Below are 12,079 nucleotides of genomic sequence, written 5' to 3' on the forward strand. Positions count from 1 at the left end.
GCGGTCCAGTTCGTGGAAGTGTTCCCACGTGGCCCAGTGCGGCACGAGGTTCGAGTTCGCGAGCAGCACGCGCGGGGCGTCCGCATGCGTGCGGAACACGCCCACGGGCTTGCCCGACTGGATCAGCAGCGTCTCGTCCTCGTTCAGGTCCTTCAGCGACGCGAGGATCTGGTCGAAGCACTCCCAGTTGCGCGCGGCGCGGCCAATGCCGCCGTACACCACGAGCGCATGCGGATGCTCGGCGACTTCCGGGTCCAGATTGTTCTGGATCATCCGGTAGGCGGCTTCCGCCAGCCAGGTCTTGCAGACCTTCTCGCTGCCGCGCGGCGCGCGGATCGTGCGGGTCGGGTCGAGGCGCGGGTCGGTGAAGTTCGGGTGGTTCATTTGTTCGGGTCCGTCGAGTCTGGGTAGCAAGCTGAAGGGCCGCGCCCGCGGAGGTGCAATGAGCGCTGCAACGTGGGCTAAGTCTAACGCCGCCAAGTTGTATATACAACTCGTTTTGATCAAACGTGGGTTAGTAGTTACCCTGACGTAAATAGCGGGAATCAGGCTACATGAGCGAAGAGCGGCGGGAGATCGGTGAAAGCTTTGTCTAGACAAGACGTCTGCAAACAGACTGACACGGTGAATGGCACGCGGAGGCGACCAGACCACTCGCGCAAGCGAAAGAAGCTGGCTTGAAGGAGGTAGGGATCAGGAGGGACGGAGCGCTGGGAACCAGGCGGCAAGGCGCGCTTGAGCGTCCGGTGGAGTGCGGTTCAGCAAGGCGGCCGGAAACGAGCGGGCGCGGTAATCCGCTAGCGGAGCTAAGCGCCCATGCCGAGCGCCCGCTTCAAGGCGCTCACGGCAACCTCGACGCCTATTTTTTTCGCCACCTCGAATGCCCATGCTCCGGCCTCTTTCAGGTGTTCGATCGCCCCTTGCTTATCGCCGTTTTTGGCCGCTTTCTCGGCTGACGCAACCTGCCCGATGGCCTCGTCGTTATCCGCCGACGTGTCTTCACTCTTCATGGCCGTGCGAAGACGGGCCAGATCGGCAGCGAGTGCATTCAAGTCGATGTCCGCGTGGTCGGCGTTGACTTGCTGGAAGACATTGTGGTCGGCACGTGCATTTGGGCCCATCGCTCCTGCCTGCTTTGCGACGAACTTATCGCCCATGTGCACCGCCCCATAGTAGTGGTGAGTGTGAGACGGGTTTGCTGCGGCGGTTGCCGGTTGTGCAGCGGCGCGCTGCCCGGCAGACGGGTCCGGTATCCGCCGCGCTCGCAATTCATAATATCTGACGAGTTCTTTACCAAAAGACCGGTCCACATCGGCGATTGCTTCGTTGATCGCAGCGAGCGCAGTGCGTTCCTCAACCTCCCCGTCTGCGCGACGTTCGACGACGCCTCTCAGGACGGCAACAACATTGTTCAACCGACTCTCGAGCAACTGGATTGCTTCCTCAAGGACAGCACGCTCCTGGTTCGGAATCGCATGCTCGAGTGACCGAATCCTCGAGGTGTGTTTGATGATGACGGCCCATTCACGATTAGGCTCAAACGTTCCGTCCTGTCCGGACAGCGTATCGACCAATTCCCTCTGAACAAAGAACCGTATGCTGGAAAGACTTTCGTCAATCGTGTCGGCGATAGATGTCACAGAAGGCCCCTGGGTCGGATCGCGTGAGTCCGTCGTTTGCTACGGCATTTCAATATAGACCGTATGCGGCCTCGCCGCCCTGTTCAAACAGTGCCCGCCAGATGAAACCGCGAAGCCGGATGCCACAGGCGCACGGAAGTCGCCACATGACGCCCCACCCACGTGCGCCGCAGCAACAACAAACAAGGCTCGCCGATTTCCATTTCCAGGTACTGCCGCACGCGCGCGTCGGGCTTCTGGGCGTAGATGCGGAACTCGGCGCGCTGGATCGGCGCGAGTCGCACCATGTAGTGATTCGGCGTTTCGACGGTGAAGTCCTGAGCGAGGTAATCGGGGAACACCTCGGGGTTCACGTAGCGGTCCTCGTACTGGATCGGCTCGCCCTCTTCGCTGTGCACGATGCGCGAGTGGAATACCGGCCCGGCGTCGAGTTCGAGCGCGGCGATCGCATTCGGATCGTCGCTCGACTCCAGTTCCAGCACGCGTGCCGCATGCCGATGGCCGCGCGCCGCGATTTCGTCGGCGATATTGCGGATCTGCAGCACCGTCGATTCGTACTGGCGCGGCGCCACATACGTGCCCGAGCCGCGCACGCGGTTCAGCACGCCTTCGGCCATCAGCTCGCGCAGCGCGCGCGACACCGTCATGCGCGCCACGCCGAATTCTTTCACCAGTTCCGTTTCGGAAGGCACCACGTCGCCGGGCCGCAAGGCGCCACTTTCGATCTGCGCGAGCACATGACGCTTGATCTGCTCATAGGCGGGCAAAGGGGCACCGCGGACCGTCTTCTTTTGCATGGTCTCGATCTTCGAATGAACGGGTGGTCGCCGCAGCGATGGCCGCCAGGCGCGGCGTGGGCTTGCGGCTTCAGGCGGCCACATTGTACCGCCCCTTAAAGTGGCTCCGCGCACGGGCTGCGAGGCAGCACGCCATGGCCTCAAATCGCCGCGCCGGCTCCTATGCAGGCTCGGCCACAAGCGCGGGCTGTCGGCGCGCGAGCACCACACAGGCGCGCACGCCCCGCCCGTCCGCGCCCGGACTCAGGCTCACCGCGCCGCGATGCGACTGCGCGATCTCGCGCACGATCGCGAGACCAAGGCCGGTGCCTTCCGTCCCGGCGGCGGCGCGGAAGAAAGGCTCGAACACGCGCGCACGCGCTTCCGCGGGAATGCCGCGTCCGTCGTCGAGCACTTCGAGCGCGACCGTCTCGCCGCTCGCCCGCACCGACACCGTGACGTGCCCGCCAGCCGGCGTGTAGCGCAGCGCGTTATCCACGAGATTGCTGACCATCGCGCGCAACAGTTCGCGATGCCCCTGCACCACCGCCTCGCCCGCCTCGCGAGGCAGCTCCGCACCGAGATCGATGCCGCGCGTCTGCGCGAGCAGCGCGAGCGCCTCGATCACTTCGCGCGCGAGTTGCGCCATGTCGACGGGTGCGCCCGGCAACTGCGCGGGATCGAGCGCCTCGGCCTGCGCGAGCAGCAGCAACTGGTTCGTGAGCGCGACCATCGAGCGGTTGCTCACGTGCATGGCCGCCAGCACTTCGTCGAGCCCGGGATCGACGGCCTTTTGCTGGCGCGCGTACTGCAATTGCGTGCCGAGCAGCGTGAGCGGCGTGCGCAGCTGGTGCGCTGCATCGGCGATGAAGCGGCGCTGCGCCGCCGTCTGCGCCGAAAGGCGCGCAATGCATTGATTGATGGCGTCTACGACGGGCCGCAGTTCGGCATGCAGCCCTTCGGCGCGTATGGGTTCGAGGTGCGAAGGATCGCGGTCCGCGACGTCGTTCTTGAGCTTCATCAGCGGACGCAGTTCGAACGTCAGACCGATGCAGGCGAGCGCCACGGCCAGCATGACCATGCCGATCTGGCGATAGAGCTGGGGACGCCATAGCGCCTCCACCATCGCGTCGCGCGAGCGCCCGGTCTTGCCAACCGAGACGCGCACGCGCCAGATGTGACCATTGTCGTACATGGAGCGCACCACGCTCACGGCGCGCACGGCCTGGCCGCGCAGATCCGCGTCGTACGCCACGGGTGAATCGACGGCGGGCGACGAGGCCGCATGCGGAAAATCGGGCATGCCCGCGAGCAGCGAGCCGCCCTCCACGTGCACGTTGTAGAACACCTGATCCTGCTGCGGCGAAGCGAAAAGTTCGAGCGCCGCGGGCGGCACGTCGGCGCGCAGCGCGCCGTCGGCCCATTGCACGGAACCGGCGATCATGCGTGCGGACGACAGCAGCCGGCCGTCCTGCACCAGATCGGCGGTTTGGCGGGCAGCGCGATACTCGGAGGTCGCCGTAAAACTCACGTAGAGCGCGAGCGGCACGAGCATCCACCACAGCAGGCGAACGCGCAGGCTACCCGTCATGACGGCACGCGCAAGTCGTCATAGCGTTTCATCCTTCCGGCGCAGCAAATAGCCCAGACCGCGCAATGTCACGATCACGGCCGAGCTGCCTTCGAGCTTCTTGCGCAGCCGAGAGACGTAGATTTCGATGGCGTCCTCGCTGGGTTCGTCGGCGAGCGTGAAGATCGCATCGACGAGCGCGGCCTTCGAAACGGTCTGACCGAGGCGCAGCGCCAGCGTTTCGAGCACCGTGCGCTCGCGCGGCGTCACGTTCAGCGGCGCACCCTTCAGCGTGAACTGGCGTGTATTGAGGTCGAACACGAGGTCCCCGCAGCCGATTTCGTTCGCGCGCGCGGGCGTTTGCCGGCGAATCAGCACCTTGATGCGCGCCACCAGTTCGCGCACCTCGAAGGGCTTGACGAGATAGTCGTCGGCGCCCGCGCCGAGCAGCTCCACCTTTTCGTCGATCGAGCCGCTTGCCGTGAGCACCATCACGGGCGTCGCGTCGCCGCGCTGGCGCAGCCGCCGCAGCACGTTCTTGCCCGAGAGCTTCGGCAAATTGAGGTCGAGCAGGACCACTTCGTAGCGATTGGACCGCAGCAACTGGTCGGCGGCTTCGCCGTCCTGCACGGCGTCAAAGGCGAACGCCTGCTCCTCCAGCGTTTTGACGAGCCAGTGCGCCAGCGTGGGATTGTCTTCGATCAGCAGCAACTTCATGGGCAGGTGCGGGCAAGGGCGAAAGGCCGTTTCGGGGGAATCGATTGTGCCGTTGCCGGCGCGCCGCCGCCCTGCGGGTTAACACGGACGATTTTGCACGGCGCCCGAAGGCTGGCAGAAGGCTTACGGTTTTTATAATCGGCTCCATCCACCCAAAAAAGCGCCCGCATGCACGGCGCACCACCTTCAGGAGACTCCACGATGCCTACTTTGCGCCAGATTGCCGCTGTATCGAGTGTCGCGTTCGCCCTCGCCGCCGGCTCCACGGCTGCCCACGCGGAAAAGATCACGATCATGGTTGGCGGCGCAACCAAGATCATCTATCTGCCCGCCAAACTGACCGAGCAGCTCGGCTACTTCAAGGACGAAGGCCTCGACGTCGAGCTGCAGTCACAGCCGGCCGGCGTGGACGCCGAGAACGAGCTGCTCGCGGGTGCGGTGCAAGGCGTGGTGGGCTTCTACGATCACACCATCGACCTGCAGAGCAAGGGCAAGGAAGTGCAGACGCTCGTGGTGTTCGGCCAGGTGCCGGGCGAAGTGGAAATGGTGTCGAACGCGGCAGCCGGCACACTCAAGAGCATGGCCGACGTGAAGGGCAAGACGCTCGGCGTAACGGGCCTTGGCTCCTCCACGAGCTTCCTCACGCAGTACCTCGCGCAGCGCTCGGGCGTGCCCTCCAACCAGTACACGCTGCTGCCGGTGGGCGCGGACAACACCTTTATCGCGGCGATCAAGCAGAACCGCATCGACGCGGGCATGACCACGGAGCCCACCATCTCGCGTCTGCTGCAAACCGGCGACGCCAAGGTGCTCGTCGACATGCGCACGCTCGAAGGCACGCGCGCGGCGCTCGGCGGCACCTACCCCGCTTCGAGCTTCTACGTGCAGCGCGCCTGGGCGCAGTCGCACAAGGACGAAGCGACGAAGCTCGCGCACGCGTTCTCGCGCACGCTCAACTTCATCGCCACGCATAGTGCCGACGAAATCGCCGCGAAGATGCCGAAGGACTACTACGGCAACAACAAGGATCTCTACGTGGCCGCGCTGAAGTCCTCGCTGCCGATGTTCACGAAAGACGGCCGCATGCCCGCCGACGGCCCCGATACGGTGCTCAAGGTGCTCTCGGCGTTCAATCCTTCGGTGAAGGGCAAGCACATCGACCTCGCGAAGACGTACTCGAACGACTATCTGCCGGCTACGACCGCCACGGCGTCGAAGTAAGCAACGCAACCGGTCCCACGTTCAGCCCACTGAGACAATGACTTCCTCCCATTCCCAAGGCACGCCGGCCATCGAGCTGCGCCACGTTTCGTGCCGCTTCATTTCACCGGACGGCAAGGCGACCGTCGCCCTGCGCGACTTCAGCATGTCGGTCGCGCGCGGCGAGTTCGTCGCGATCGTCGGGCCCACGGGCTGCGGCAAGTCCACCACGCTCAGCATGATCACGGGCCTGCTCAAACCCACCACGGGCGAAGTGCGCGTGATGGGCGCGCCCGTGGACGGCATCGATCCGCGCATCGGCTTCGTGTTCCAGGCCGACGCCGTGTTCCCGTGGCGCTCGGTGCTCGACAACGTGGCGGCCGGTCCGCTCTATCGCGGCCGCTCGAAGTCGGCGGCCTACGACGAAGCCAACGAATGGCTGCGCCGCGTGGGCCTCGCCAATTTCGGCAAGCACTATCCGCATCAGCTTTCTGGCGGCATGCGCAAGCGCGTCGCGCTTGCGCAGACGTTCATCAACAAGCCCGAAATCCTGCTGATGGACGAGCCGTTCTCGGCGCTCGACATGCAAACGCGCACGCTCATGCAGGACGAGCTGCTGCAGCTGTGGGGCGGCACGGGCTCCGTCGTATTCGTCACGCACGACCTCGAAGAAGCCATTGCGCTCGCCGACCGCGTGTTCGTGCTGACCGCGCGCCCGGCCACGCTCAAGAAGGTCTACGAGATCGACCTTCCGCGCCCGCGCGTGACGTCCGAAATCCGCTACGCGCCGCACTTCGTCGAACTGTCGCGCCAGATCTGGCACGACCTGCGCGAAGAAGTGCAGATCGCCTAACACCGGAGCCTTCACTATGTCCACCCCGCAACAAACCCTGCCGCAAGGCCTCGATCCCGCCTCGCTCGACGCCGTCGAGCGCGCCGCGCAAAAACGCATTCGTCAGCGCAATTTGCTCGTCATTTCGCTGCGTATCCTCGTGCTCGTCGTCGTGCTCGGCGGCTGGGAACTCGCCGCGCGCCTCAAATGGATCGATCCGTTCTTCTTCTCGATGCCCACGGCCATCTTCGACCAGATCGTCGACTGGTTCGTAAACGGCACCTCGCAGGGGCCGCTGCTCACGCAGGTCTGGGTCACGCTCGAGGAAACGGGCCTCGGCTTCATCATCGGCTCGGTGGCCGGCGTGTTCTGCGGCATCGTGCTTGGCCGCAACAAGCTGCTTTCCGACGTGTTCAGCCTCTACATCAAGATCGCCAACTCGATTCCGCGCGTGGTGCTCGGTTCGGTGTTCGTGATCGCGCTGGGGCTCGGCATGGCGTCGAAAGTGGCGCTCGCCGTGGTGATGGTGTTCTTCGTCGTGTTCGCCAATGCGTTCCAGGGCGTGCGCGAGGCCGACCGCTACATGATCGCCAATGCGCAGATTCTCGGCGCGTCGCGACGCCAGGTGACGACCTCGGTCGTGATTCCCTCAGCGCTTTCGTGGATTCTCGCGAGCCTGCACGTGAGCTTCGGCTTCGCGCTGGTCGGCGCCGTGGTGGGCGAATTCCTCGGCTCGAAGCAAGGCATCGGTTTGCTGATCTCGACGGCGCAGGGCGCGTTCAACGCGAGCGGCGTGTTCGCCGCGATGATCGTGCTCGCCGTGGTCGCGCTGGCCGCCGACTATGTGCTCACCGCGCTCGAGCATCGTTTGCTCAAGTGGCGGCCTACGCCTTCGAACTGATTCGACCGCTTTCCCCTGTCCGGGCTGCGTGAGGCGCGAGCTTACCTGGCCCGTGGTCCGCGGCGCACTGCCAAGTGCGCCGCGTTTTTTTTGGCGCGCCAAAAACTACTTAGGCTGTGCGACCGTACGCAGATACGGCTTGAGCGTCTTGAAGCCCTGCGGATATTTCTGCTTCGCCGCATCGTCGGAAACCGAAGTCGGGATGATGACGTCGTCGCCCGGCTTCCAGTTCACCGGTGTCGCCACCGAGTGTTTCGCCGTGAGCTGCAGCGAATCGAGCAGGCGCAGCACCTCGTCGAAATTGCGGCCCGAACTCATCGGATAGACGAACATCGCCTTCACTTTCTTGTCCGGCCCGATGAGAAACACTGCGCGTATCGTGGCGTTGTCGGCCGCCGTGCGCGGGCTGGCGCCGCTCGCGTTCGGGTGGATCATGTCGTAGAGCTTCGCGACGTGCAGATCCGGGTCGCCGATCATCGGATAATTGACGGCGCTCCCCTGCGTTTCCTCGATGTCCTTGGCCCACCTCGCATGGTCGTCCACCGGGTCGATGCTCAGACCGATGATCTTCGTGTTGCGCTTGTCGAACTCCGGCTTGAGCTTTGCCATATAGCCGAGTTCCGTCGTGCAAACGGGCGTGAAATCTTTCGGATGCGAAAACAGAATGGCCCATTGGTCGCCGATCCATTCGTGGAAATGAATCTTGCCTTCGGTGGTCTCCGCGGTGAAATCGGGTGCATCTTCTCCAAGACGAATCGTCATCTTCTGTCTCCTGAATGCAGTGATTTACAGCTCATGAGGGGGTCTGCGTGCGCACGAAAGCGGTTCCCGCTTCTGCATTTTAGGTAGTTCGCCTGACGCTTATGAAATTTCTTTCTGATTTCATTATTATTACAACTACCATACATTCAGCCCTCATTTAGGCGCTAACAACCTGCATCGACACGCTATCGCAACCTTGACAGCCACTCAGCATGAAGCGAATAATGCGTCGTTCGATAATCGAAACCGTGTTCGAATTGCGAACACAAGAACAACGAGAACGGGCTGGCCGTCTTGCCGTGCGAATTCGCGCGTGCAAGGCGTGATATGAACCCGCTGAGCCGGGGCGGCATCGCCTCTCGCTGATGGAGGAGCCGCACCTGCCTCCCCGCCCACCACACGCCTGGCCCGCCAGCCGCACGGTGCCGGGACCGCCTGCAAGCAACGCCTCCTGTCCGCTCCGGCCAGCCAGTAGCCACACGCTATAGCGCAAAGAGCATGAAAAGAGACCTCCAGACTGAAACGCGCGATTCCCGCCAGGGTGTCGTCCCCGCCCTCGTGTATGTTTTCGAGCGGGTCATGCCCGACCCCTTCGTTCTGTCCATCTGCCTCACCTTCTTCGTCGCGGTGCTCGCGTTTGTCCTGGCGCCGCACGGCGATATCCCCACACTGCTCAGCTCCTGGTACGAAGGCACGTTCGGCATTCTCGGCTTCGCGCTGCAGATGATCCTGATCCTCGCCACGGGCTATGCCATTGCCGAAGCGCCCGTGATCCAGCGCGTGCTGCGCGCGCTCGCGGCCAAGGCGCAAACGCCGGCGCGCGCCGCGCTGCTGGTGTTTCCGGTGGTCGCCATCGCCGCATGGCTGAACTGGGGCCTCGGCCTGATCGTGGGCGCGCTGCTCTCGCGTGAAATCGCCAAGCGCGTGAACGTGGATTTCGCGTGGCTCGTGGCGGGCAGCTATTCGGCATGGTCGATCTGCAATAGCGGGCTCTCCAGTTCGATCGCCCTTTCACAGGCCTCGCCGGGCAACGCGCTCAATCTCGTGGAAAAGGCGACCGGCCACGTGATTCCGCTGAGCCAGACCGTATTCGCGCCGTTCGTCTTCATCCCCACCGTGCTCGTGGTGGTCGTGATGACGTTCATCTTCATCCGCATGCACCCGAAGCCGGAGCACGTGGCGCCGTTCAGCCAGGCCGCCGAAACCGAAGCGAACGATACCGGCGCCAGCGACGACCCGCACGCGCGCGTCGACAACGGCACGCCTTCGTTCGCATCGCGCCTCGAGCAGTCGATGCTCGGCACGCTGCTGCTGATCGTGCTCGGCGCAGGCTATCTTGCGATGGAATGGAGCGAAAAGGGTTTCGATCTCGACATCAACACGACGATCCTGATCTTCCTGCTGATCGGCCTGGCACTGCAGCGCACGCCTATCGCCTACGCGAACGCCATTCGCCGCGCCGCGCGCCAGACCGGCTCCATGCTGCTTCAGTACCCCGTGTACGGCGGCATCATGGGCGTGATGAAGGGCACGGGCCTCGCCTCGATGATCGCCAAGGCCTTCGTCACGATCGCCACGCCGCTTTCGCTGCCGCTCTGGAGCTATCTCAGCTCGCTCATCATCACGCTGCTCGTGCCGAGTGCGGGCGGCCACTGGGCCGTGCAAGGGCCGTTCGTGCTGCCCGCCGCGCTGAGCCTGCACGCCTCGGTGCCGCGCACCGCCATGGGCGTGGCGATGGCCGAGAACGTCTCGAACATGCTGCAGCCGTTCTGGGCCGTGCCGATCGTCGCTATCGCGGGCATCCGCATCCAGCGCGTGATGGGCTATACCGCCGTGACGTTCGCCGTGTCGCTCGTGATCTACGCCGTCGCGCTCTGGCTCGTGCCCTGAGCGTCAAGCGGTTCCGCCGCGAAGGAAGGCGCTGCGCCGGCCGCTGTTCAGCGGTTCGGGCAGCGCCTTTTTCATTAGGGCGCGCGCAAGCCGCGCTGGCCTCGCGCCTCGCGAAGATCGGCGACAATGGGCAAGCCTCGACGGCGGCACACCGCCCCGAATCGAAATGCGATCCGAACCAGGAGACCGCCATGACCGCCAGCCCGCCGCCCTCCCCACCCTCATCGTCTTCGTCGGGCTCCGGCGAAGACGGCGGCGAGCTCGATCCGCGTTTCGTCGAGTTCGCGCGCCAGGTGTTCGACACCGCGCGCCGCGGCGCGGCGGCCACGCTCGCCACACTTATCGACCAGGGCCTGCCGCCGAACCTGCGCAACGAAAAAGGCGACAGCCTCGTGATGCTCGCGAGCTATCACGGCCACGCCGCCGCCGTGCGCGCGCTCGTGCAGCGCGGCGCCGACCCCAACCTGCGTAACGACAACGGCCAAACGCCGATCGCGGGCGCGGCCTTCAAGGGCTACGCCGACGTGGTCAGCGCCCTGCTGGAAAACGGTGCCGACGTGGAAGGCGCCTCTCCCGACGGCCGCACGGCGCTGATGATCGCCGCGATGTTCAACCGCTCCGATATCGTCGACCTGCTGCTGGCTCGCGGCGCGAACCCGGCGGCGCACGACGCCGCGGGCAACACCGCACTCGACGTGGCGAACGCGATGGGCGCGGTGGACACGGCCGCCCAGCTCGCCGGGAAAGCAGGCGGCAAAAGCGCGTAGATCAAGGGTTCGATGGGCAGGCACGCGAAACGCTGCAAACCGCATAGCTGTACGCCCCTTCCTGGTGTCACTCCTGGTTTGCATACAACGCGCCGCCAGGCGACGCTATCCATGTAACACCCGTGCGTGCAGCGCCAGTGCGGGGCAGGCGATTTTCCACGAGCCGTGATATCGTTTTGTCATCGGATTCGAAGTCTGCACGCACCCGTCAATCGAACTCTGTTACTTTCGCGAGCGTCGCCATGAGTGATGTACGCCACCATCTGAGTCCGCGCGATCGCGTGGAGCTGCTCTGCTGGCTCACCTGCGGGAGCCTCGGGGCCTACTATCTCAACGAATCCTGGCCCAACGCGGCCTTTCACGTCCAGGCGGCGCACAAGTGGCTCGACCGTCACGCGCGCGAGGCCGACTGGCTCGCGATCGCGCGCCTCGCGGCCATGGCACAGGACATCGCGCAGCAGCACGCGTGGTTCGTGGACGCGGTCTGGGCGCGCGACGCCGTCGAGGAAATTCTCGACACCGACGACCTGAACTACCAGGCCAAGCTCGTCCTGCAGGTGCTCAAGGACTGCGAACGCGCGCTCGCCGACCGCCGCCCCGCCGACTAAACCGGAACCCGATAAGCGGGGTTCCCCACACAGGCCACGCGTTTCTCCATCAAATGATGGACGCGTGGCGGTTATCCTCAGAACATACTTCCGCTTGCAGCGCCGGCCCCTTTTCCCCATCGCCGGCCGCTCGCCCACGCGGGAGAACCCAGATGACTCGCCCCCTCGCCCTGACGTTCGCCGCCGCGCTGCTCGCGTTGGCATCGGCGAGCCCCGCTGCGCTCGCGCAAACCGGCGGCCATGCAACCGCCCTCAACGCCGCCCGGCCCATCCAGCTGCAAAAAGTCGCGAAGCCGGCGCCCAAAGCCCAGCCAACCGCGAAAGCCACCAGGCCCGCGCCGCAATCGCTGCGCTGGCTGATGTCGGAAACTCCATGAAACGAACCGGCGCGCCCGCGCCAGGTTCGCCTTTCGCCA

Annotated in this window: 12 protein-coding genes and 1 pseudogene; 7 read left to right on the forward strand and 6 right to left on the reverse strand. The window is 64.7% G+C overall.

The genetic code is table 11. The annotated features are described in order from the left end of the window. The 5 genes and pseudogenes from M3I56_RS16985 to M3I56_RS17005 form a co-directional block, all read right to left on the reverse strand. Window positions 1–384: pseudogene (locus M3I56_RS16985) on the reverse strand (urocanate hydratase); the annotation flags it as partial. A 422-nt stretch (window positions 385–806) separates the two neighbouring features. Next, window positions 807–1,640 (reverse strand): hypothetical protein, encoded by an 834-nt coding sequence (locus M3I56_RS16990; protein ID WP_254354979.1) that lies wholly within the window; start codon window positions 1,638–1,640, stop codon window positions 807–809. An 83-nt stretch (window positions 1,641–1,723) separates the two neighbouring features. Further along, entirely contained in the window at window positions 1,724–2,437 is a 714-nt protein-coding gene (gene hutC, locus M3I56_RS16995) for a histidine utilization repressor (RefSeq protein WP_254354980.1), read from the reverse strand. A gap of 160 nt (window positions 2,438–2,597) precedes the next feature. After that, a complete protein-coding gene (locus tag M3I56_RS17000; RefSeq protein ID WP_254354981.1) occupies window positions 2,598–4,007 on the reverse strand; it encodes a sensor histidine kinase in 1,410 nt (469 codons plus the stop codon). An 18-nt stretch (window positions 4,008–4,025) separates the two neighbouring features. Next, the gene (locus tag M3I56_RS17005; RefSeq protein WP_254342132.1) at window positions 4,026–4,703 is read right to left on the reverse strand and encodes a response regulator; all 678 of its coding nucleotides are present in this window, start codon (window positions 4,701–4,703) and stop codon (window positions 4,026–4,028) included. Between the two features lie 201 nt (window positions 4,704–4,904). On the opposite strand from M3I56_RS17005, the gene M3I56_RS17010 reads away from it, so the two are divergent. From M3I56_RS17010 to M3I56_RS17020, 3 genes are read left to right on the forward strand one after another with little or no spacing between them, the layout of a single operon-like run. Then, a complete protein-coding gene (locus M3I56_RS17010; protein WP_254354982.1) occupies window positions 4,905–5,924 on the forward strand; it encodes an ABC transporter substrate-binding protein in 1,020 nt (339 codons plus the stop codon). Between the two features lie 37 nt (window positions 5,925–5,961). Next, entirely contained in the window at window positions 5,962–6,756 is a 795-nt protein-coding gene (locus tag M3I56_RS17015; protein WP_028205083.1) for an ABC transporter ATP-binding protein, read from the forward strand. Between the two features lie 16 nt (window positions 6,757–6,772). Next, complete coding sequence (locus tag M3I56_RS17020) at window positions 6,773–7,636, forward strand: ABC transporter permease (protein ID WP_254354983.1); 864 nt, start codon at window positions 6,773–6,775, stop codon at window positions 7,634–7,636. A 105-nt stretch (window positions 7,637–7,741) separates the two neighbouring features. Here M3I56_RS17020 and M3I56_RS17025 read toward each other — a convergent pair whose 3' ends face one another. Continuing rightward, window positions 7,742–8,398: a peroxiredoxin gene (locus M3I56_RS17025; RefSeq protein WP_254354984.1), complete on the reverse strand. Its 657-nt coding sequence runs from the start codon at window positions 8,396–8,398 to the stop codon at window positions 7,742–7,744. Window positions 8,399–8,896: 498 nt separating this feature from the next. Between M3I56_RS17025 and M3I56_RS17030 the strand changes: the two genes are divergently transcribed. The 4 genes from M3I56_RS17030 to M3I56_RS17045 all read left to right on the forward strand — a co-directional run bounded on the left by M3I56_RS17030 (window position 8,897) and on the right by M3I56_RS17045 (window position 12,040). Beyond that, on the forward strand, window positions 8,897–10,288 hold the full coding sequence (locus tag M3I56_RS17030; protein ID WP_254354985.1) for a short-chain fatty acid transporter: 1,392 nt from the start codon (window positions 8,897–8,899) through the stop codon (window positions 10,286–10,288). A gap of 191 nt (window positions 10,289–10,479) precedes the next feature. Then, entirely contained in the window at window positions 10,480–11,055 is a 576-nt protein-coding gene (locus tag M3I56_RS17035; protein WP_254354986.1) for an ankyrin repeat domain-containing protein, read from the forward strand. A gap of 242 nt (window positions 11,056–11,297) precedes the next feature. Further along, a complete protein-coding gene (locus M3I56_RS17040; RefSeq protein ID WP_028205078.1) occupies window positions 11,298–11,663 on the forward strand; it encodes a hypothetical protein in 366 nt (121 codons plus the stop codon). Window positions 11,664–11,815: 152 nt separating this feature from the next. Beyond that, on the forward strand, window positions 11,816–12,040 hold the full coding sequence (locus tag M3I56_RS17045; RefSeq protein ID WP_254354987.1) for a hypothetical protein: 225 nt from the start codon (window positions 11,816–11,818) through the stop codon (window positions 12,038–12,040). Window positions 12,041–12,079: the final 39 nt, after the last annotated feature.

It is taken from the genome of Paraburkholderia sp. CNPSo 3281 (assembly GCF_024206515.1).
Classification (GTDB): domain Bacteria; phylum Pseudomonadota; class Gammaproteobacteria; order Burkholderiales; family Burkholderiaceae; genus Paraburkholderia; species Paraburkholderia nodosa.

Coding starts and splice junctions, on each gene's coding strand:
- hutC (WP_254354980.1), bottom strand. CDS start 2,437: ATGCAAAAGAAGACGGTCCGCGGTGCCCCTTTGCCCGCCTATGAGCAG.
- M3I56_RS17045 (WP_254354987.1), top strand. CDS start 11,816: ATGACTCGCCCCCTCGCCCTGACGTTCGCCGCCGCGCTGCTCGCGTTG.
- M3I56_RS17030 (WP_254354985.1), top strand. CDS start 8,897: ATGAAAAGAGACCTCCAGACTGAAACGCGCGATTCCCGCCAGGGTGTC.
- M3I56_RS17000 (WP_254354981.1), bottom strand. CDS start 4,007: ATGACGGGTAGCCTGCGCGTTCGCCTGCTGTGGTGGATGCTCGTGCCG.
- M3I56_RS17005 (WP_254342132.1), bottom strand. CDS start 4,703: ATGAAGTTGCTGCTGATCGAAGACAATCCCACGCTGGCGCACTGGCTC.
- M3I56_RS17010 (WP_254354982.1), top strand. CDS start 4,905: ATGCCTACTTTGCGCCAGATTGCCGCTGTATCGAGTGTCGCGTTCGCC.
- M3I56_RS17040 (WP_028205078.1), top strand. CDS start 11,298: ATGAGTGATGTACGCCACCATCTGAGTCCGCGCGATCGCGTGGAGCTG.
- M3I56_RS17015 (WP_028205083.1), top strand. CDS start 5,962: ATGACTTCCTCCCATTCCCAAGGCACGCCGGCCATCGAGCTGCGCCAC.
- M3I56_RS17035 (WP_254354986.1), top strand. CDS start 10,480: ATGACCGCCAGCCCGCCGCCCTCCCCACCCTCATCGTCTTCGTCGGGC.
- M3I56_RS17020 (WP_254354983.1), top strand. CDS start 6,773: ATGTCCACCCCGCAACAAACCCTGCCGCAAGGCCTCGATCCCGCCTCG.
- M3I56_RS17025 (WP_254354984.1), bottom strand. CDS start 8,398: ATGACGATTCGTCTTGGAGAAGATGCACCCGATTTCACCGCGGAGACC.